Below are 21004 nucleotides of genomic sequence, written 5' to 3'. Positions count from 1 at the left end.
GAAGCAGGCAGACTATTCAAAAAAAGGACATAAGGCTAATCCAGATTGTGATGGAATCAGGCAAGGAGTGTTCAAATCTATTTGATGGATCCAAAGTTGAAACAGCCATGATTGAAAATACCGTTCTTTCAAAGCGCATAAACATGGCCACATGGCTTGATGCATTTTTAGTCCATCAACAAGGAGGTGAAAGTGAACATTTCTCAACACTTTTTTATAACAAATACTGATAACTACCCCGACCTTAAAGATACTGCTAATCAGGAAATCCTTACATTTATCGACAAACATGTTCAGGCAGTCGATTCCGTCAAGATCATAACGCCTGATGACCCGTGTGAAATCTTCCCTGTATTGAAGATAATGGCTCGTCAGGCACAGCACACCCTATGTAATCAGTTGCTGCGTGAGGATGGCCTGGTACAAGACAACCCTTATCTGAAATTCAGATCCTTTCCTAACAGGCTTTATACATTCGATGAATCCATTCAGGGATCATTTGAAAATAACAAAGGGCAGAGTCACCCGCGAAAGCCCTGTGCATTATGCAATAACGATTCCAGGCTACTGAAAATCCGCACCGAGGGCATGACCATCATTTCCAATTTCCGGCCTTACAGTTCCGAATGCTGGTTGATAAAACCCACAGAACATCTTGATCAAAGTAACATGTTTGTTAAAAGTTCAGAGCTCTTTGATTTGGCAACAGCCATGGGACCGGCCTATACGTTTGCCCATAGTGGCTACAGGGGAAACTCACAGCCGCATCTTCATATCCATGCAATGAAGGAGAATTTGCCCCTGCGCAAAGCGTTGGATAACGGACAACTCTTTTTGGAGGCTGACCTGCCGGTAATACAGCATGGGAAAACCACGATTCGTTGGATGACCGGTGATCAAGCCCATAACACGGCACATTTTTCAGGAATACATATCGCGGGTGAGAATCCTGCTGAATTTGAGCAAGTCTTTAATAATACTCTGAAATACTTAAGCAAAAGCGATGTCTGCGGTGCTGGCGGCTACAACGTGGTCTATTGGGTAGACGATAATAACTCCTTGCACTCTTTCATTTTTCCCAGAAATCAAAATGCCAATGTTAATCCTCAATATGTGCCTGAAAAGCAGAGATATGGCTGTCTTGAAATGAGTGGATTGTTAATCATGGCTCCAGTGAATGACAAAAAAGTGGGTGAACCGGCCGCAGAGGAACTTGCCTCAATGCGAGATAAGCCCTACGGGGATTTTGTCGCCAGGGCCAGAAATGAGCTTACCCGACTTACCCCGGAGCAATGGCAAGCACTGGCCATGCGTTCTGGAACAGTAGTGAATTAACTTCCCGGCTTAGAACTTGATCTACCCTGAAGCGGAGTCGAAGAATACCAAGCGCAAACAAAAACAGATCCATCCCGGATCTGTTTTTTTACCTATGGACTCTTGTCCAATTGGTTAGGCATCCTGCCCTACTAAAGTCCCTGCCCAGCCTTCATCCTGAAAATCCGGACATCCTGTCCACTGGCTCCCTGCCATGTAACATCCCTGATTTGTCAGCCATCCACCTTCCTGGCTGCTTTGACTTCCTGTCTCAACTGACGGCTTCCATTCTGAGGCTTTTACTTATCATTTACAGTCAGGGAATCACCATACTCCGTGTAAGACATTTGCCACTGGTAACCGCTCCTTCTTTTATATAGGCCCTTAAACCAAACAACCCGGTATTTCAGACACTGTGCATAAGTACACTCGAAAACCGGAACCAATCAAAATGACTGACAAAAGTAATCAACTACCAGCAGGGCTATCGATAAAACGGGTTAATTTGATTTGTGGCAGCTGTTCCTGCGTTGGCGTATCATCCTGTTCGCCTGAATACGGGTACTGCAAGTACCCGTATCACATAATAAAAAACCTTGCCAGGGACAAGGCTGCAAGTGCTGAACCATCAGCTGTTTGCGTTTTTTATTATTATTGAGGTGGTATTTATTCTTAGACAGAGAGTGAGTATTTGGTGTTCTTATTACCAGGCACCGAAACAATCGTTACCGACTTCGGCAAACACTCAATGATTAAGCCTATGCTACGTATTTACCGAAGCGAAAGAATTGATCTACATCAATAAATACCTACTAATAATGCACAGATGATCGACCAGTTACTGCTGAGACCCGGTTCAGGGTTGACCAGCTTTTGACCAAACAGAAAATAAGCAGGTCTTTAATCGTGCATTAATAACAATACAATAGCCTGAAAATATTAAATCTTAGTTAATATTTACCCATCGAACCTGTTTCCAGCAGCAATTGATCGAGCTTTTCCTGATTATCATCCGATAATTCACCTGCAAGACTGAGTTTATGTTTACAGATAGCTTTATGAAGTCCTTTATCGCACGAAAGCAGTTGGTGTAATGCTTCAAACCGATGCTCAAACAGCCAGTCATATAATCTAATGTCTGAATGGTCAATAGCGTCGTTGTCTTCAGAGTCCTCTGTCTCATGGCAATTGGATTCGCCCCAATCATGACTGTCCCGTACGACAGAATCATCCGACTCTGGATCTAACCCAACCCTGGCAAAATCACTTCTCGGTGCGTTATAGGTAGCTTCCATCTGGCTTATGAAGGAATCTTTGCATGAGTGGGCAAAAGGCTCACGAGGCAGGTAGACGAAAGGGTAAAGACGTATATCCGGGCTGTGCATATCTCTGGCTTTTGCCAGCAACGCTGCCAGTGTCATTTTATTTTGCGCACTCAAATTGTCGGCAATGACGTCAGAGGTGTTATCAATCAGATAAAAAACATCCGCATTACTGGTTAATAGTTTTCCAATATCATCTGCCCGGGTTTCTATTAACGTATCTGAAATAGCGCCTTTCAGAGTGTCGATATTTCCCGGAAAATTGTATTTATACGCGGCTTTCAGGACATAAGAACACAATTCCAGCTTGCGAAAATAGTCACCATGATCTTCAAAAACACTGAAACATGTGGCAAGCAGGGACTGGCCATTATGATCAAGGCGGTTCAGATGCAACCCGGATTTTATCAAATAGAGAAGTGTGTCAGAAACACGATAGAAGTAATAGGTGTTAATGTTCCGGACCAGTTCATTGAAAGGGAGTTTTCCATCGCTGGTGTGCTTATTGATATCTAACCCATGGTGGGTCAGCAAATTGATTTTTTCACTGTCGAGAAACCGACTCGCCATCATTGCATGAAGCGGACTGTTTTCGTAACGATTGTCAGCGTTGTCGATACTGGCTCCAGCCCGCAACAGAAGCACAGCAAGACCGACCAATGACGTTAAGCTCAACGTTTCAGACAGCGCTGTCCTCCCGCTGCTGTTAACGGCATCAAGGATTTCCTGACGGCCACCGGCCTTTTCCAGCAACCTGTCCATAAGCGCCAGGGAAGCACCACCAGTTTCACAGGCAACGTGTAATGGCGTGTTACCAAAGCGATCAGCAACCAGTTCGGCACCACGGCTCAACAGCAATTCCACCACGGTATCAGGATTCACTTGATACATCTGTCCGCCACTGCGTGAATGAAGACAGCTCGCTCGACAAAACTGGTGCAGTAAGGTTTGCCCCGCCTGATTGATGGGCTGATTGATATCAACACCCTCTTTACTCAAGTACCATTGCAGGTGATCCAGTATATTGGGGTCAGCTGTTCGCGGTGGAGAATTCCAATACACGGTATCATCGGGCCCATACTCCGAAGTCTGGGTTATGTGCTGAACTTTTTTCGCACGAATATCAATACCCCTGCTCTCTAATAGCGTATCCAGTTCCTGAATGTCAGCATTGCCTCGAAACAGAGTATTGCATTGGCAATCAGGGCTACGGATTAACCGTGTATCCGGGGTTTCGCACACTATCAACTGACGTCCATTAAATACCTCTGCAGTCTTAGTCTCCAGTGACAGGTGGTGACAGACCACAACGGGTAATGCAATGGGCTTGAATGCCTTGAGATCGTCAGGGGTGACTGAATGCATAATTGGTCCTCCAAAGCGGCTGTAACTATTAGCTCCCGACTTCTTGTCGTTGATAAATTCACAGTAATGATCACCGTTGTCTGGAAATGGTGAATCATCCCTGATATTTATCTCAACATGGTCGCACTCATCCCCTGGCCTGTATTTATCATCAGAAAAATCACACCGTTCAGAGCGGGCCGACATATGCAGGCTTTGTATGGCTTGCCCAAAAACAACCCGCCCCGAAAACAATTTGTTACCGGCTTCTCGAAGTGAGTTGGCAGCCATTGCTGAAAATTGGCTGTTGGTGAGTTGTCTTGTGTGTTTGAGAACGTTTAAAGCCTGTGTGTACATTGAATACCTCCGGAAATTTTTTACAATATTCATTGATCTCCAACCGTTATGGAGAGACTTCTGCAAATCACCCTGAAAACATTCATTCAAGTACATGACCATTTCAGACAACTCTCAAAACCTGCACTGACTGAGGCCAAAACAGTGGAGAATTTTAATGGGTCATATCGTTAACTCTCACCAACCAAAGTAGTCTCCCTGAGTAATTGATCAAGTTTCTCTTTATTGTCAATGGATAACTCACCCACGAGCTTGTTTTTATATTGACTGATAGTCTTATGAATTTCTTTATGTGACACAAGCAGTTGACGTAATGCTGCAAATTGATAGTCAAAAAGCCAGTCATATAAATGAATATCTGAATATCGTACTGAATGATTGCCCTGATGGTCTTCAGTATCATCACAATCAGAATCCTCATTAATCTCTGTTATTTCAGAGCGATCCAGATCTGATTCCAGTAGCCCAACCCGGGCAAAATCGGGGGTTACCGCATTATAAACAGCGTCCATGTGACGCATAAAAGAATTTTTGCAAGAGTGCGCAAACGGTTCACAGGGCTGGTAGACAAAAGGGCGAAGGTTCCAATCCGGAGGATACCTGTCTCTGGCTTGTTTCAACCACCCTTCCAATTTCTTTTTATTTTGCGCATTCAAGTCGCTGGCAATGATTTCGATGGTGTTATCAATGAGATAAAAAACATCCGAAAAGCTTGTTAACAGTGTCCAGATATCCTTGGCATGTTTTTCTATTAACGCATCCGAAACAGCGCCTTTCAGTGCATCAATATTTCCTGGAAAATGGTATTTATAAGCAGCTTTCAAGACAAAAGAACACAATTCAAGCTTTCGATAATAATCGATATTTCCGGCAAAAACATTGAAACACATGGAAAGCAGGGACTGACCATAACAATCAAGGCGGTTCAGGGCCAACCCTGCCTTTAACAGATAAAGAAGTACATCGGAATCAAAGTAGAAGTTACAGTAATACATATCCCTGACAAACTCATTGAAAGGGAGTATGCCTTCACTGAAGCAATTATTGATATCTAACCCATAGCGAGTAAGGAAGTACAGTTTTTCACTGGTAAGTTGTTGATTTTCGATCATTGCATGAAGCGGACTGTAAAGATATCTGTTGTCGGCGTCACCGATACTGGCTCCGGAGCGCAACAGAAGCACCGCTATACCAACCCATGATGAAGAACTGAGCGCCTCGGACAGGGCTGTTTTCCTGTCGTTGTTGACTGCGTCAAGGATTTCCGGGCGGCCATTGACCTTTGTCAGCAATATTTCCATAAGCTCCGGGCTAGCTCCAACATTGCAGGCAAGGTGTAATGGTGTGTTACCAGCGCAATCGGGAAGCAGCGACGCCCCATGGCTCAAAAGTAATTTCACCACTGTATCAGGATGCACAGAGTGCAGCGTTTCCGGCTCCCGGTGATAGAGACAGCTCGCTTTACAGAACTGATGCAACAAGGTTTGCTGCGTCTGGTTGATGGGCTGATTGATATCAACCCCCTCTTTACTCAGGTACCATTGCAGTTGCTCCAGTATATTTGGGTTAAGTTCTCTCAGTGGAGAGCGCCAATACACCATTTCTCGGGGCCCATACGCTGAAGCCCGGATTGTATACCGGGCTTTTTTCGCATGAATATCAATAGCCCGGTTTTGTAACAGCGTAGCTAATTCCTGAATGTCAGCATCATCACGAAACAGCGTATCGCATTGACAATCAGAGGAACGGATGAGTCGAGTATCGGGGTTTTCGCACACGACCAACTGACGACCATTGAATAACTCGTCACTGCGAGGCTGCATGGACAGGTGGTGACAGACCAGAACGGGTGACGTAGTGGGCGTGAATGACTTGAGATGTTCAGGAGTTACGGAAATCATGGTAAATATTTCAAAGTGTTTTTTTTGTACATTTCATTTAAAAAATGTTCATTCAAAAGAATCCGTTAAAAAATACTGGCTGTCTCCCGAATATGGCCAGAAGTCGAGTCTGGTATAAAAACGGAAATAATCAAGTCTTTCCTGTTTACTGACTCATTCTGATTTTTCCTGTTAAACAAGTTTCTGCTGCATGTCGGACGTTGCTTCTGCCGTTGTGATTTAAGCAGATGTTGCGGTTTGGCTGGATGTCAGGGTTTGAACGGAAGCTGTTATTGCTTTTGGCGTTTTGGCAGTAAAATAGATGTTTTTCGAATACTTGCCGCAGCGAAAATATTTGATATCGTTAAAGCTGAGCACGCAACGAAGCGTCAACAGGCCCTGACAGCGCCAAATTTTTATCTTCAATTAGTCTCTGTTTATGCGTTGTATGGTTGGCATATGCAGAGTAATGGTTCTGTTGCTGTATCCTATTCCCCCTGTATTTATCCGATAAGATTCGCTCAGAGAATCTCCATATAATTTGGCCAAGGTTGCACCTATGATACACCCTTCAACCGCATGCCCTGCACAGCAACCAATAACACCACCAGCAGCAGCAGCGCCAGCCACTTCGGGCTTGTCAACACCTGGATAGATAATATCCAAACTGTAAACGTTATTATTTTGAGGTTGCATATCAACGGACTCTTTGATTGGGTTCCTGGAGGTTTACAGTTTCTCTATAAAGTAAACAACAAAGCGGAGTAGTCATTTTCCTGAACCTGACTGCAGGATAATAATACGCTGTAGGTTTCCGTGTTTTACCATCCTCCAGCAGTCAACGAGAGACTGCGTTGATAATATTGACCGTTGAATTATTAAATGGTTCAATCTTTGCTCTGATACCAATCATGAAGTTTACTACGGATATTAGCCTCTTCAGTCACCAAATTACTGTGTAATTTTCTACGTTTCAAAATCTGGCAGATACAGAATCTGGTCAGCCTCTTCTGCATTGTTCACCAGCGTTGACAACCTGCCTTTTTTAAACTCGACATCTTAACTCTTTGCAAGCCTGGAAATATAACTTTCAAAGACACTCGGCCGTTTGGTCACAGGACTATCCAATTCAAAACGGAATAAACTCGGCCCTAATGACAATCTCATCATTAAATTTATAAATAGGTTGGCCAAGATCCTTTTGGTCCGATTGAAGTGGCATTAAACGAAAGAAATCTATAGTATCAGTTCGTGCTTGATGTTCGTCATAACAGGATTTAACTTGTACCACTCTATTTTTCGAGTTCACTGGTATAACAGTTGATATGTCCTCTTTTTGATGGTTTTCGATGGTATGTCTTCTATCCAGTAGTGAAACTTTTATTCCTCCGGATACCGGCCAGGTCAGTTTTTCGTCATGCTTGCCTGGCATAACCTGTGCGCAGATTACCGCCCTGGTTTTATTTGATCGGTAGGTACCTTCAAGATTCAGGATGAGTTTGAAGCAGTATCCTTCATATGACGTATAAAAAACCGGGCTCTCTAATACATGATCACTGTATCGGTTACCGTTAACTTTTTGTGAGTAATTTCGGATGGGCCAGCTGATCAGGCCGATACCTTCAATCACGTCGTATGGTGAATTTAAAAAATTGGGTTTGATCTGAGCGGCTGACAGCACATCTATCGTTGTCTTGCTATCGGAATCCAAATAGCAGCGTTGATAATCCCCTTTCGGGGGTTGTAAAGTGGACAGTCTGCAAAATTCTTTAAAGCCTACGAGAGGATGAGGGGCCTTACCCGGGGAGCTTCGGCACTCGCCCGGAGCTCGTGATAGATGAATCGTCCTTATAATGTCTGTCTTATGTTTGCTGTGATCTTTCATAATAAATTTCATGGATTCACTGCAGGGCCACTCGGCTTTGCCATCATTGTCTCCGTTGATCACACGAACGTACAAAGAAAGGTATTCATGACTTTGTTTTACTAATAACAACTGAAAAGTATGGTTATTGATTTGGAATGGCTCACTGTTCTGTATTATCCCAGCCGTTTTATTTAAGTTTTCAGCATGATCAAATTGCCATGAATAGATAATATTCCCTGCTCCTGCAGATGCAGATGTTTGAGTGACAGTTGCTGGTGGAACCACCTTTGATACATTATCCATTTTGACCTTCGGGGTTCCGGCTTTCGTTTCGGTGTTGGGCGTATGGCTGTTATATCCGGAACGCACGGACAATTGTTGATCATTAACAATTGTGCTTATGACGGTTGACAATGAGCAATTCTCAGATTTAGCTGCTTCCAATTCCCCATCAAGTAATTTGATTTTCTGGTTTTGTGACTGGACTTGCTCTGTCAGCCTCTTATTTTCCTTAATCGTATTCTCCAGTTCTTCCTTTAAGGCGTCTGAATCAGTGTTACTTTCAGGCTGTATTTGTATGTTGTGTTCATATCGCTTTTTTAAGTATTTTATTTCTTCTATCATATACCGTGGTGATCCACTACAGTTATAGACATGAACTTGCTTATAATTTTTAAACTCTCCTTTCCAGCTGCATTTTGGTTCCAGGCACTCGACAACAAGACCATTGATGTCTCTCGCATGAGCTGCATCGACAAAAATATCTTTTATATTTATGCGGCTGTTACATTCAGCCAAGGGGCAGGTTATCTCTCTGTCTTTAATATTTTTTTCTATGCATGGCTTACAAATAATGTGTCCGCATGGCAGCTGATAAGGATCGGAGAGAATATGTGGCCTTGGCTCTGTATATAAACAGGCAAACTTTTTTTGCTTGGAAGGATCCGGAATCAAAGCCAGTGGATGCGGATAGACAAACTCAAATTCAGGCATTGGTGTATCAAGTTTCAGTGTTCCTGATAATGTGTTCATATTGAAATACCTGAGTTCAATGTCAAAGTGTCTGTTTGACCTGTTTTCTGCAACCGAGTTCCCCGTATTTTTATTAGGTTTGCCGGTTTTCTCTTTTGCCCCCTATCAGCAATTCCCGCTAAATTGATTATGGTCAATAATACCAAGTCTTGTAGACAGATCCGGCAGTTCTGAAATCGCAGACTATCGGGTAAAATATCCTGCATTACATGACTATTGTTGTTTACTGTGCCTACATCTAATCGAAAGACAGTTGCCGAAAAACTGATCAGCATCGTTTCTAAAGAAGCTGCAAAAATACCGGATTTCCGTCCAGGGAAGAGCCAGGATGCAATCTCGCTTCATGATGCGATCATGAGCGGCCTTGCCGTCATGCATTTGAAGTATCCGTCATTACTGCAGTTTGACCGGGATTGTGTCAAAAAACCGGATAGCAAAAATCCCCAGTACTATCATCAGCTACTGGCTTGCTGCCTGGTCAAACCGGGTAAGAAGGAAGTGCTGCCTCTGATGCCGGAGCCCATCATTCAGCAGGTGAATGCCTCAAAGAATGACTGTGAAAAAACGGCGCTTAAGCGACTATTATCGAACATATCCAGAGAGCACCCGCACCTCAAACTGGTGCTGAACGGTGATGACCTTTACTCTGACGGCCCCACCATCAACCTGGTGAAATCCTACGGATACAGCTTCATTATGGTGGCAAAGGACACCTCTCATCCTTCACTTTATGAATCAGTCGATGAACTGGATAAGGCGGATAAAGTGGTGCGCTATCAGTATACCGATGAGAAGGGATACCGACACTGGTTCCGGTTCGTGAACGATGTTCCTATTAACAAGTCCCATAAAGAGACGCTGGTCAACTATCTCGAATACGTAGAAATTGATCCGAAGGGTAACAAGAAGTACGTCAATACCTGGATTACCGATATCAAACTCACCCTGGAGAACGTGGCGAAAGTCATGCGAGGAGGACGCGCCAGATGGAAAATTGAGAACGAGACGTTTAACACACTGAAAACACAGGGCTACCATCTCGAACACAATTACGGGCACGGAGAGCAGCACCTGGCCACCAACCTGGCCTGCCTGACTTTCACCGCCTTTCTCATTAACCAGATAGAGCAACTGGCTTGCAAGTTCTTCCTGCAAGCTCTTGAAGCAAAGAAGTCCAAAAAGCGCTATGGCTTGGGATACGAGGCTTATTTGACTGGTTTTTCATCGATAACTGGGAAGATGTGTACACAGCGATTATTGGTGGCAGGAGTGTCAGCTTAAAACACCTAGGAGGCTGTCCGAGAATAGCGCCGGTAGCCCTGTGTATCCTGTGTTCTGAACTTGCTGATATGTTGGCTGATAAAGTAGCCAGGGTTCGTTCAACCTTGAAAAATAGTCACCTGGATAATCTATTTATGCGGCTACAGAGATATGGTCAGCGGGAATTGCTGACCCACCGTTAGCTGCTGACTTGCAGGATGTGTTACTTATAGCACTCTACAGAGCAATTCAATAAACTCCTTTTTATCTGAACTTCTAATGCCCATATTTCTTCTTCCCCATTCTTCTATGTAGTTTGACTTGAAGGTTTCTTTGTATTCAGATGGAATATCTTGCATAAGTTGTTTCAACTCAGTTTTCAGACAAGGAGAAGGTGTTGTTTTTACGTAATCTGTATATTGATCCCAATCTATTAGATATAATTGATGGCTATCTGTATTAATTAACCAGTTCTCAGAATGTGGATGGTTATGCATATGTGGAACACTCACATCTATACATTTTCCAAATGAATCTCTTAATACTTGAGTTTGATATGAACTAGTATGAAGGCGAGCCAAGTATAGAGCCATTCTCTTATATATAGAGTTGAACTCCTCTGATTTAAATGCATTTTTTACTTTTGCCTGATGTAATGTCAAGCCTTCAACAAACGGCACCATTTTAAAAAATGCCAGTTCGCCATAACTGAGACCATGCACTGGAACACAGGCGAACTTGTATGTACTTACGACGGGAGTGACACTGATGTCTGACCCAACTTCACTAAGCAACCCTTTGTTTAGTGACGCTTGTCTGACACTAGTTAATGCAGTAAAAGTTTCAGGGTAGTTTTGTTTAAACTCGGTCATTCGTCCCCACATATGTTTTAATACATATCGTTCTCCATTTGTATTTTCAACTAATATAACACTATTGTTGTCGGCGTTACTCAAGAATTTAATAAAATGAAAATCAATATTTTCGCCATGCTGGATTAAATATAGGTTTTTTGCAATACCGGGGGAATTCAAGATTAACTGATCTTCACCAATACATTCTAGTTCTTCAGAAGTTAAATAATCTACAGGCTTTTGCCTGATTCTAAAGGAATACTCACTCAGATACGCGATACAATAACCACTTAACTGTTTTGGCAAGCCTTCATTTTGGGATACCAAATCAAACTCTGACGCTTGCTCATCTTTCATGCTAAAAAAATCGTAGTGCTTTTTTAAGCGGTCATATTGATCTGGAAATAAAGTAGCAGATACCTCTACTGAAATACCTGCATGGGCTTTTCTGTTATTTTCTGGAAAATAAGAAGAGGGTACTCTTCCTTTCTGTTCTTCAAACCTCATAGCGTAGTTACTTTGGCAGGAGTCAAAATCTACAACCTTAACACCTTCAAATATATCAGGTCTGGTGTTAAATACTTTCCCGTCAACCTCAATAATAACTCTGTTAGCAGTGGTTCTGCGACACTCTCGTGAAAATGCTATGAACCTGTCATCTGTCAGGACAGAAACAGCTTGAAACAAGTGAGGCGACTCGGTTTCCACGATTTTGGGAATTGCTTCCATAATATTTTTCCTGCTTACTACAACCAAATTAAAGCCATCGGACAATATTTACTATAAGTAGTTCCTTGTATTATCAGAGTATGATTAAGCAGCTAACCTCTTGCAAAACCGGCGCAGCCCGGTTTATTCATTCCAGCCACCCCACCATTTCCAATACTTCCTGATATCCGTACCACTCCGGCGCGGCTTAGTATAAGGAAGCAACATGGAACGTTCTGAGCAAATTCGATTTGACAAACTGTACCAAAAACACCTCACCACCCTGAAACTCCGGGGCAAAAGCCAATCCACCATTGATCTCTACAGCAGACCACTGCGACGGGTGGCAGCCTTCTTTGATCGTTGCCCCGACACACTCAAACCCGATGACCCGAAAACCTGCTTTACGTCACTGATAGAATCCCACTCATGGAGCACGGTCAAAAACGAAGAAAGGTGACCTTCTCTTACCTCAATAGTGAAACCGGCAAAAAAGAGAAGCGAACCCTGCCAGGGGAAGACTTCCTGTGGCTGGTACTGAAACATGTATTACCCGGGCGATTTCGACGATCGCGGGATTATGGATTTTTACACAGCAACGCCAAAAAACAATTATCACTGGTTCAACTGGTTTTAAACGTCATGGTCAAAGCAGTAGAACCCGTGATTCGTCCGCAATTCACAGGCAGGGAGGAAATGTAAGCTCAGCCAGACAGATATGACATACCCCGGACTGCTGTAATGCAGTGGTCTGGAGACACTCATCCTGATTAAATAGCGTTCTGAAAAAACGCTCTGATTCAAGATCCGTTAGAAGAGTAAACTTCAATAGACCTTCCTTTCCAGAATTCAACCCGGGCTTGTGCAACAACAGGATAAGATTGTGGCTGGGCGCAATCTATCCTTATTCGTTAAGCCGCTGACTCTTGATTAATATCCCAACCAGGAAAGACTAGAACGGCTGGATGACATTTTAAGGCACGAGCTAAGATCTTGGCCCTTTCAACGCCAAGATTGACTCGATTATTTTCGATTGCAGAAAGTGTAGACTGTGGTATCCCAGTTATTTCCGCAAGTTCATTCTGACTGAGCTCTTGAAGCTCTCGTACAATCCGAACCGATTCGCCCACTGACACCTCTACATGACGTTTAGCTTTTCTATATTCACTCATTTCATTTTCTCCTGTAGTCGTGTGGAGTTACTTTTACGACCTGCACAAGAACTTTATCTTTCTCGACTTTGTAAATCACTCTATGTTGCATATTTAGGAGTGATGATCGAAAGCCCTTCCACTCTCCACGTAGAGCCTCATCATTAAATCCACGAATCTGCCTTAGGCCTCCAGGGCCTGAGATCATTACGATATCCTTCCATTTTTCATACCTTTGCAAGACATCCTTCGGAATTTTTCGAAGCTGACCAGCCAATTTCTTATGCTCGTATATTTCCCACATACCATATACAGTATATATATCATTTATAGTATATCAATGGTAGGTAATGCGACTTAACGCCTAAATCAGGTGCGCCGCAGGCATCACCTGGATTTACTCGTTATCAGTACCTTAACTCCAACCTCAAGGTAGCTTACACCGATAGGTTGGCTTCGACACATAAGAATCAGGAAATATAGTTTTTTCTTTTTTCTCTGGAATATCCTCTTTGAATGAGACCTGCTCTCCATGCTTATTTATAATCTGACAAGCGAAAAAAGTCTTTCGATTTTTTTTATATTTGTAATATGAGGAAAAATATAAGCCAGGCTCTCCTCCTACCGGTTTAACCAACGGTGTGATTTCAATCCTTGTTGCTGGAGCAAGCTCAGATTTTCTTTTATCAAGTAAACTATCTAGTGTTTTCACTATTAAGGAATAATCAATATCATACAATATTTTTTGTGCTGACTTTATTTTTAAGCCAAATGTAAAACAATACTCAGATGGTCTATTGGGATTATTGAAAATAGGTTTGATTTTATTCCTAAACTCAACAACATCCCCTCCTGAATTTAGCTTTAAGCACAGGTAATTGTATTTACTTTCACCTGGTACTTCATATCTCATTAAGAATGATGTTACAAAGTCAAGTTTATCAGCTGTAAAGCTCACATCTAAAGCGTATAAGCTATAAGATCTACCTGTTTCTTTAGCATTATTATCAATAGTCTCTAAGGCAGTAGCGTAAACATCATAGAAATTGAATCTATAGAGTTCACTAGCACTTAAACTTGAAGTAAAGAAAATTAGTATTATGAATTTCATGATTGATACCGGTGTTTGTCAACATAGTTGTCGCCTCAACTCATGCCGCTTGACTTAGCTGCCCGACAGCAGGTCGGTCAGGATTCAGCCAGACTTCATCAGCCAGGTTCCAGTTCCGGCTTGCTCTTCTACCCCATATCTCAGGATGACGCTGCTTAGCCAACTGATAGACTTTTTTCCGGTTATCCATGAGCTCTTTGGTTTCCCCTCAATGCCTTTGACCCGGCGTAAGGAATTTCAGTCCGCTGTACCTATGATCTTCGTTATACCACTGGGAAGCAACTTTTCTTTTCGCTAGAGCGACCAAAGACCATATGTTTCATGTGACTGAGCTGAGAATTGCGTTCTTTGTTTTGCGCTTTGAGTTGCTCGACTTCAGCCTTATGTTCTTTTTTCATCAAGGCAATGGCAGCTGTCAATTCGCGCTCACGATCTCGTTCCCACAGAGTGATTGACCTGCCATTTGAGATCAATGTATTCCTGCTTGGTCAAGCTGACTTGAACAAGACTGAAGGGAGTGCCGAGTTGATCCGAAGTGCATTCAGGTTCAGGGGAGATATCAATCATCTACCAAGGATAGTTGAATACATGACTTTTGATGCCTGAATTATGGTTTTAGCGAAGAGTTACCTCCCTTGTTCGAGAAGACGGATAAGCTGATCAATACTCACGGTATTTTGCTCCACACCAACCAGCTGAGCTGAAAGCTCGGACATTTCAGATCTTGCCTTATCAGTTATGCACCAATTATTATTAGAGAACTGTTCTCTATACTTTTCATAGGCAATCAAAGCTTTTAGACACAACAGATCCTCAGAAGAGGTTATCGCTGTTTTTTCCCAGCCAGCTACTGCATAGTCCGAGAACCAACCACGGAAGTAGTCTGCATTTTGAGAGATCAGCGTGCTGCCGCTCACTGTATCAAACTCCGCCATTAACGCAGGCATAGCTGACATAATGTCTGCGATAGCACCTAAGTTTGCTAAGCGACGGATATCGTATTTATTAAAAACACCAGAGTCAAAAATATTATTTTCACAAGAAAGAAACCGAGCGACCTCATTGATTAAAAATTGTTTATCGTCATACCCGGTAGGCCCAAAATCCTCTACAATAAACTTAACAAGCCCCTTCAGATTCCTGAGGCTAAACTCACTCCCTCCAACATCCCTCCGATACATTTGGTAGAGACGATCCCGGAACCCCCCAAGCGCTCTTACAAAATACGCTTTAAACCGCTCTGCGTTAATCTGATCACAAAGTACAAGAGCTGCAGATTGTATATCCTGATCGCTTCCTGAACGCCCAAAACTATAGCCCTTGGTACCATAAAAAGTTTGCTCATGACCAACATCGATTAGAACCAATTGGGCCTTCCCATCATTATTGCGAGCCATGATATTTTTTGGAGAGATATCACCATGAATAACACCTTTCAATTTCATGGCTTTTAATTCCAAGAAAAAGTCTCGCAACAAAGATCTATAATATTCCTCTCCAAACTGATGGAGATTCACCTCTTCAAGTTTTTCAGTGGTTATATAAAGAGTGCAACCATCAGGAGAAAAACTAAAACCATTCAGATGTACATAATTATCAAATTGAGCCAATGCCAGCATTTTACGCAACCTTTTCCTGGCAACCCCCGGAATTTCCCTGAGTACACTCGTCTCATTAATTTGAGCATTTATATCAAGCTCGGGATCAGACTTTACCAAATGATGACAATCCACAGCGCAGAGCACCTGCCCATTTCCCTTATCATAAACAACAGCCTCAGCACCCGAGCCAATCTTCGTCATGAAAGAAGAATTACATTCATGATCAATGGGAATGATTAAATCAGCCCGACTACTCAAAATATCTTCAATATCTGAAACTAAAACCAGAACACCATTTGGGCCACTACTTACTGTCTGGAAGAAGAGACCTTTACTGGAAGAGTTACGAACAACAATAGAACCAACTGAATCAAGGCCATACTGAGTAGCCACCCCTGAGCCAAGAAGCACCAGTCTCTGCTCCTGCCCCCTTAACAACACATCATCTAAACTAGCAGCCGAGTAAATGTTGGTCGACTCATCAATACCAGACTCTTTGAGCGCAACCGTAAATGTTTTTGCTACATCTGGCGAAACTATCGGCATTGGAGTATCGACAAACGTACATTGATCAGTGCTGGAAGGGGGGGCATTTGTCACATTGAGGCTTTGAATTGAGCTCGCTGGTGATTGTCTGGGAGCCGGAGTTTTTGAACCACTCCCTGATACCTGGTTCGAGATCGGAGTTTGTGAACCACTTGACAACATGTGATTCTGAACCGGTGTTTGGGGCTTCGTGATTTTTCTGTGATGTAGCCTCTTGGCAGCATAACCAAGATCGACCGCTAGAGAAGGGATAAAGGTAATAACTGACACCAAGGTGGCAACAGCATACCCAAAAAAACGATATGTTTTACTGGCAACAGCATCGGAGATTTTGTTAAACCAGCTGACACAAGTCCATTCACTCTTATGAGTATTTAGTGCCATCATTGCTGGGCTTACATCCATATCTAGTCCCTGCATGATAAGTTCCTTTTTTTTGTTTGAATATATTTTTTATATAATGAGTAGATTTTATAATTTGAACTAACGTATTAGAGAAGCAAAGCTGCCAGTTAGTTCCCGGGAGATTATAATTTTTCGTAAATCAACAGGTTAGGAAGGGTTTTCCGGAAAACCGGGGTCCGAAACCGGGGTCGAAAACCGAGGTCGGGTCTTGAATCTTGAACACATCGAAGATTAAAAACTGCCTTTCAATTCTTGCCCTAAAATTTTCAAACCATTTTTTCAGTTTTATGATACAGAACTATTTCTACTATTTTTAATCGAAATCTGGTCGTTTAACGTCCAAAAATCATAAATAACACCAAGACCAACAAAGCCAATGGTAAACAGATACAAAATTCCGGATATCCATTTCCCCAGGTACATGCGGTGAACGCCGAATACACCAAGGAATGCCAGCAAGATCCATGTAACAGAGTAATCATACTGACCACTATGGAAACGAAAATCCGCTTCCCGATCCATGGCCGGGATAAGGAAAAGATCGATCAGCCAGCCAATGCCAAAGACACCAAGGGTGAACAACCAGATAGTCCCTGTTACCGGTTTCCCATAATAAAAGCGATGAGCACCAAGAAAACCAAAAATCCAAAGTACATAACCGATAACTTTACTATGGGTGTCGTTCATTTTTATCACCTGAAACATTGGGAAAACGATGGGGTCTTGGTTTTTGCACACTACATTTTCTCGACCAGAAAAAGTCGGCTTTATGCTTGTCCTACCCGATTCCTTAAATCAAAAAATATTGAAATATTTTCCTGAGGCGCACCGAAGCTACCACCCATCCAGCCATTTTCTGGAATAGTCAGGTCACTACACTCTTTTTCAGCCCAGCCAATCGGCAAGTTGCAATCCGGAAACTCTGGAAAATTCCCGCTGATTATGAGTAACCATCACCATCCCCCGGCTTCTGGCATGGCCTGCCAGCAAGGTATCATAAGCACCAATTTGTTGCCCCCTTCTCAATTCCTCTCTGACTTTTGCCGACTCCCGGGCGGCTGCGCCGTCAAAGTCGATCACGTTCACCCCCTCTAAAAAGAACGACAGCTTACTTTCCTTGGCCTGCCTGTGTTCAGGGTCGCCTTTTTCAATGCCGAACTGCAACTCGTAACAGGAAATGGATGAAACATAGACCTTCCCCTGATGCTCAATAAACTTATCAATGACCGGGCGATTATGTTTTAAAACCGCAATACAAATGTCGGTATCAACCATGTATTCCACCATTAAAAGTCCTCCCGATCCTGGCAGGCCGGTTGTTCCCGCTCTGGAAAATCATCAATGGGATCCATCGCCAGAAACTCTTCCCAGTAGTCTTCGATCGGCGTCAGGATGATGGCTTTTCCTTCTTTACGCACCATAACTCGCTTAACCGTATCCGGAAAGGCAAGCTCTTTCGGAATTCTGACAGCCTGCGTTTTATTGTTAAAAAATACGCTGGTCTCCATAATTCACCCCAATGTATATACAATATGTATATAACATAGGTCGGAAGTGAAAAGCCTGCAAGTTAATACTCAAAATGAATGACGCCCCCCTGATCCAGCAGGTGCTGAGCTTCATCTTCCGCCTGGTTAACCCACTCATCGCAAACCGTATGACAGGCTTTTTCCAACGGAATACCGTCCGCTCACTCCGTCCCTTGATCTCAATCCCTACACGGCCTTTTTTCCCCTCAAAATGGTAGCCTCCTAGGAGGCTGACCGGTAACCAGACCATTTCCTTTTCCATCCTGATGCTCGCCCCGCTTACCGGAATGTCAGGTGGCCTGATCATGCATCGGTATCGCCACTGCGGTACTCAAACCATTTCCCTGAGCCTGTAACGTCATGGCTACGGTTTCGGAATGAACCGGATCGCCCTTCGGATTGAAGGCAATGGTCGGATGGTTATGAGCTAATAAAGGACAAGCTAATAAGAAGCTAATAAAGGACATCCAGGAGCTAATAAAGCTAATAAAGGAAGCTAATAAAGGACATCCAGGAGCTAATAAAGCTAATAAAAGCTAATAAAGGACATCCAGCTAATAAAGGACATCCAAAAATTTGACTATTCGGCCATGCCGTCTATTTTTCTTCTGGAGCCTCTTAAGTGCATTTTAAGCACATATACCCATTAATTAAAAAAAATGACATGACGACCGCCCGAAAAAACCTCATAGATCCAGCCAGTACGCCCTACTACCACTGCATGGCACGCTGCGTTCGTAGGGCTTTCCTGTTCGGCAAAGACAATTTCTCAGGCAAAAACTGTGAGCATCGCAGGCAGTGGGTGGTTGAGCGGTTGAAAGCGCTTTCTGGTATTTTTGCTCTGGAAGTCTGTGCTTATGCGGTGATGTCGAATCATTATCATGTGGTGCTCCATATCAATAGTCAGCAAGCCAAAAAATGGGACACCAAAGAAGTCTTACAACGCTGGACGCAGCTGTTTTCTGGCCCGCACCTGGTTCAGCGTTATCTTGTCGGCGATCAGCTGGGCAAAACAGAGCTGCTGCGTGTCGAAGAATATGCCCAGGAGTACCGAGGTCGTTTAATGGATATCAGCTGGTTCATGCGCTGTCTCAACGAATACTTAGCCCGGCTGGCCAATAAAGAGGATGAGTGTAAAGGGCGCTTTTGGGAAGGTCGTTACAAAAGTCAGGCCCTGTTAGATGAGGTAGCATTGCTGACTTGCATGGCCTATGTCGACTTAAACCCTATCCGGGCAAAAATTGCCGCAACGCTGGAAACCTCAAAACATACCTCTATTAAAGAGCGCATTGAGTCATACGACAGCGCAAACGGAAAAAAACAAAAGGCGCACTTGAAGCCGTTAAAAGCTCAGGGTCAAAACCCTGATCAGGCGATTCCATACCCACTCAGTAGCTACTTTGAACTGGTTGACTGGTCTGGTCGAATTGTCTGCAAAGGCAAGCGTGGTCGTATAACTGACGATGTACCACCTATCCTGGAGCGCTTGGGTATTGACCCAAATGCATGGCTGGAGACTATGCGCTGGAATAATCGTTTTCACCTCGCAGTCGGCAAGCTGTCTTCACTGAAGGCTTATGCAGAAAGCACCGGAAAATACTGGGTTCATGGGATGTCTGTGAGCGGTGCTCTTTACCCTACCTGATAAATGCATTTTCATTTACTTTAATGTGGCCAGCGTTTTCTGAGTGCTCTTTCTTATATTGTCTCGATAGTGTCTTCTATCTGGTTGTTGCTGAGTACTTTTTATACCCTTCCTGTTTGATATGAATGAGAATTTCTTACAATGATCAATACTATCATTTAAAAAATGACTAAATGACGTACTCTCTTCAGTTTTTAAAATATGGGTGTCCTTTTCCTTTGTGTTTTCCTTTGTGTCCTTTTTCTTTCTTTTCCTTTTTCTTTATTTAAAATATGGGTGTCCTTTTTCTTTTTTCTTTTTTGTGTTTACGCCCTTCGACTCCGCTCAGGACGAACGTAGTTTGGAGGTCAATGAAGGAGCCCATCAATTGCATTGAAACCGTGCAGGGTAGACATTAAAGAATTCATATCAGAAAACCAGTTACTTTAACTCCGCTTGCTTGAAACTCTCACCGGGTGGTAGTGGCACTCCGCCAGGTCTTTGAACTTCTCCTGAGGATTTTCTGACTCTGAAAATCCTGCACATCAGGGCGTGACCAGCGTCGTATTTTCTGTGACTTTTTCAATATTCAATAATAGGCAAACGTCTTTAGCATTCTGAGCTATGTTGTTCACGAAGAATTTGAATCAGCAAATAAATATTGGTGTTTATATCTTATTCGCTGATTTACACGACACAGGTTATTTTTAAGAAAAAGCGTTCGAAGTATTGATGAGGTAGTAATGTTGATACAGCCACCAACCGTGCCCAGAAGCGGCACTGCCAGCGACTCCCGACTTACAACAATACCGTCTATAGAGCCACAGGGACGATGGGGCAGTTTGGATGTATCCAGGAAGTCTGGGGTAGTACCGTTTTTACCGGACAATACCCGGGACGGAACCCAGGAAAACGACAACGATAAAATAAAAGACACACAACAGAACTCATCGCAGCAGCATCGTAAACCGGCCAGCACAGCGCCCGGGTCTGGTCATCTGGCGACGGCGGTGCTGGGGGCGCTGTCCGGTCTTGCTGCTGTGGGCCTGGCAGCATCGGCCACCCCTGACAGCGACCAGCCGATTGACGTGGCGGATGC

Annotated in this window: 19 protein-coding genes and 1 pseudogene; 6 read left to right on the top strand and 14 right to left on the bottom strand. The window is 43.3% G+C overall.

Going from position 1 to position 21004, the window contains the following annotated elements:
* Window positions 1–192 precede the first annotated feature (192 nt).
* Window positions 193–1335, top strand: a complete 1143-nt coding sequence (locus J7439_RS12640) for a hypothetical protein (protein ID WP_209202153.1) — start codon at window positions 193–195, stop codon at window positions 1333–1335.
* 929 nt (window positions 1336–2264) lie between these two features.
* Here the strand turns inward: J7439_RS12640 and J7439_RS12635 are convergent.
* The 4 genes from J7439_RS12635 to J7439_RS12620 all read right to left on the bottom strand — a co-directional run bounded on the left by J7439_RS12635 (window position 2265) and on the right by J7439_RS12620 (window position 9116).
* A complete protein-coding gene (locus J7439_RS12635; RefSeq protein ID WP_209202152.1) occupies window positions 2265–4337 on the bottom strand; it encodes an ankyrin repeat domain-containing protein in 2073 nt (690 codons plus the stop codon).
* A gap of 170 nt (window positions 4338–4507) precedes the next feature.
* On the bottom strand, window positions 4508–6238 hold the full coding sequence (locus J7439_RS12630) for an ankyrin repeat domain-containing protein (protein ID WP_209202151.1): 1731 nt from the start codon (window positions 6236–6238) through the stop codon (window positions 4508–4510).
* Window positions 6239–6643: 405 nt separating this feature from the next.
* Window positions 6644–6913, bottom strand: a complete 270-nt coding sequence (locus tag J7439_RS12625; RefSeq protein WP_209202150.1) for a hypothetical protein — start codon at window positions 6911–6913, stop codon at window positions 6644–6646.
* Between the two features lie 433 nt (window positions 6914–7346).
* Window positions 7347–9116: a TNF receptor-associated factor family protein gene (locus J7439_RS12620; protein WP_209202149.1), complete on the bottom strand. Its 1770-nt coding sequence runs from the start codon at window positions 9114–9116 to the stop codon at window positions 7347–7349.
* Window positions 9117–9344: 228 nt separating this feature from the next.
* Between J7439_RS12620 and J7439_RS12615 the strand changes: the two genes are divergently transcribed.
* Window positions 9345–10397: a transposase gene (locus J7439_RS12615; RefSeq protein WP_209202148.1), complete on the top strand. Its 1053-nt coding sequence runs from the start codon at window positions 9345–9347 to the stop codon at window positions 10395–10397.
* 206 nt (window positions 10398–10603) lie between these two features.
* Here J7439_RS12615 and J7439_RS12610 read toward each other — a convergent pair whose 3' ends face one another.
* Complete coding sequence (locus J7439_RS12610; protein ID WP_209202147.1) at window positions 10604–11959, bottom strand: protein kinase family protein; 1356 nt, start codon at window positions 11957–11959, stop codon at window positions 10604–10606.
* Between the two features lie 205 nt (window positions 11960–12164).
* Between J7439_RS12610 and J7439_RS12605 the strand changes: the two genes are divergently transcribed.
* Together J7439_RS12605 and J7439_RS12600 are read left to right on the top strand one after the other, a co-directional pair.
* Complete coding sequence (locus J7439_RS12605) at window positions 12165–12398, top strand: phage integrase N-terminal SAM-like domain-containing protein (RefSeq protein ID WP_209202146.1); 234 nt, start codon at window positions 12165–12167, stop codon at window positions 12396–12398.
* Window positions 12392–12640: pseudogene (locus J7439_RS12600) on the top strand (transposase); the annotation flags it as partial. The gene J7439_RS12605 and the pseudogene J7439_RS12600, both read left to right, overlap by 7 nt.
* Before the next feature lie 209 nt (window positions 12641–12849).
* Here the strand turns inward: J7439_RS12600 and J7439_RS12595 are convergent.
* From J7439_RS12595 to J7439_RS12555, 9 genes are all read right to left on the bottom strand, one after another.
* Window positions 12850–13110, bottom strand: coding sequence for a helix-turn-helix domain-containing protein (locus J7439_RS12595; RefSeq protein WP_209202144.1), 261 nt, complete (start codon window positions 13108–13110; stop codon window positions 12850–12852).
* Window position 13111: 1 nt separating this feature from the next.
* Window positions 13112–13393 carry a type II toxin-antitoxin system mRNA interferase toxin, RelE/StbE family gene (locus tag J7439_RS27130; protein WP_209202143.1) on the bottom strand — a complete coding sequence of 94 codons (282 nt, stop codon included), beginning with the start codon at window positions 13391–13393 and terminating at the stop codon, window positions 13112–13114.
* 123 nt (window positions 13394–13516) lie between these two features.
* The gene (locus tag J7439_RS12585; protein WP_209202142.1) at window positions 13517–14200 is read right to left on the bottom strand and encodes a hypothetical protein; all 684 of its coding nucleotides are present in this window, start codon (window positions 14198–14200) and stop codon (window positions 13517–13519) included.
* Between the two features lie 263 nt (window positions 14201–14463).
* A complete protein-coding gene (locus tag J7439_RS12580; protein WP_209202141.1) occupies window positions 14464–14619 on the bottom strand; it encodes a hypothetical protein in 156 nt (51 codons plus the stop codon).
* Window positions 14620–14826: 207 nt separating this feature from the next.
* A complete protein-coding gene (locus J7439_RS12575; protein WP_209202140.1) occupies window positions 14827–16752 on the bottom strand; it encodes a protein kinase family protein in 1926 nt (641 codons plus the stop codon).
* 285 nt (window positions 16753–17037) lie between these two features.
* Window positions 17038–17439 carry an NINE protein gene (locus J7439_RS12570; RefSeq protein ID WP_209202139.1) on the bottom strand — a complete coding sequence of 134 codons (402 nt, stop codon included), beginning with the start codon at window positions 17437–17439 and terminating at the stop codon, window positions 17038–17040.
* A 198-nt stretch (window positions 17440–17637) separates the two neighbouring features.
* Window positions 17638–18039: a PIN domain-containing protein gene (locus J7439_RS12565; protein ID WP_209202138.1), complete on the bottom strand. Its 402-nt coding sequence runs from the start codon at window positions 18037–18039 to the stop codon at window positions 17638–17640.
* Window positions 18039–18260, bottom strand: a complete 222-nt coding sequence (gene vapB / locus J7439_RS12560) for a type II toxin-antitoxin system VapB family antitoxin (protein WP_209202137.1) — start codon at window positions 18258–18260, stop codon at window positions 18039–18041. Before vapB ends, J7439_RS12565 begins: the two co-directional genes overlap by 1 nt.
* Before the next feature lie 311 nt (window positions 18261–18571).
* Complete coding sequence (locus J7439_RS12555; RefSeq protein ID WP_209202136.1) at window positions 18572–18748, bottom strand: hypothetical protein; 177 nt, start codon at window positions 18746–18748, stop codon at window positions 18572–18574.
* 197 nt (window positions 18749–18945) lie between these two features.
* On the opposite strand from J7439_RS12555, the gene J7439_RS12550 reads away from it, so the two are divergent.
* Both J7439_RS12550 and J7439_RS12545 read left to right on the top strand, forming a co-directional pair.
* Window positions 18946–19926, top strand: a complete 981-nt coding sequence (locus J7439_RS12550; RefSeq protein WP_209202135.1) for a transposase — start codon at window positions 18946–18948, stop codon at window positions 19924–19926.
* Between the two features lie 743 nt (window positions 19927–20669).
* Window positions 20670–21004, top strand: a 335-nt coding sequence (locus J7439_RS12545; RefSeq protein WP_209202134.1) for a hypothetical protein, incomplete at its 3' end; no start/stop codon positions are given.

The organism is Salinisphaera sp. G21_0 (genome assembly GCF_017744115.1).
Classification (GTDB): domain Bacteria; phylum Pseudomonadota; class Gammaproteobacteria; order Pseudomonadales; family Endozoicomonadaceae; genus Endozoicomonas.
The sequence above is the reverse complement of the archived record's forward strand: the minus strand, read 5'-3'. Positions and strand labels throughout refer to the sequence as shown.

Coding starts and splice junctions, on each gene's coding strand:
- J7439_RS12630 (WP_209202151.1), bottom strand. CDS start 6,238: ATGATTTCCGTAACTCCTGAACATCTCAAGTCATTCACGCCCACTACG.
- J7439_RS12585 (WP_209202142.1), bottom strand. CDS start 14,200: ATGAAATTCATAATACTAATTTTCTTTACTTCAAGTTTAAGTGCTAGT.
- J7439_RS27130 (WP_209202143.1), bottom strand. CDS start 13,393: ATGTGGGAAATATACGAGCATAAGAAATTGGCTGGTCAGCTTCGAAAA.
- vapB (WP_209202137.1), bottom strand. CDS start 18,260: ATGGAGACCAGCGTATTTTTTAACAATAAAACGCAGGCTGTCAGAATT.
- J7439_RS12635 (WP_209202152.1), bottom strand. CDS start 4,337: ATGTACACACAGGCTTTAAACGTTCTCAAACACACAAGACAACTCACC.
- J7439_RS12555 (WP_209202136.1), bottom strand. CDS start 18,748: ATGTCCTTTATTAGCTTCTTATTAGCTTGTCCTTTATTAGCTCATAAC.
- J7439_RS12605 (WP_209202146.1), top strand. CDS start 12,165: ATGGAACGTTCTGAGCAAATTCGATTTGACAAACTGTACCAAAAACAC.
- J7439_RS12625 (WP_209202150.1), bottom strand. CDS start 6,913: ATGCAACCTCAAAATAATAACGTTTACAGTTTGGATATTATCTATCCA.
- J7439_RS12575 (WP_209202140.1), bottom strand. CDS start 16,752: ATGGATGTAAGCCCAGCAATGATGGCACTAAATACTCATAAGAGTGAA.
- J7439_RS12610 (WP_209202147.1), bottom strand. CDS start 11,959: ATGGAAGCAATTCCCAAAATCGTGGAAACCGAGTCGCCTCACTTGTTT.
- J7439_RS12570 (WP_209202139.1), bottom strand. CDS start 17,439: ATGAACGACACCCATAGTAAAGTTATCGGTTATGTACTTTGGATTTTT.
- J7439_RS12620 (WP_209202149.1), bottom strand. CDS start 9,116: ATGAACACATTATCAGGAACACTGAAACTTGATACACCAATGCCTGAA.
- J7439_RS12595 (WP_209202144.1), bottom strand. CDS start 13,110: ATGAGTGAATATAGAAAAGCTAAACGTCATGTAGAGGTGTCAGTGGGC.
- J7439_RS12550 (WP_209202135.1), top strand. CDS start 18,946: ATGACGACCGCCCGAAAAAACCTCATAGATCCAGCCAGTACGCCCTAC.
- J7439_RS12565 (WP_209202138.1), bottom strand. CDS start 18,039: ATGGTGGAATACATGGTTGATACCGACATTTGTATTGCGGTTTTAAAA.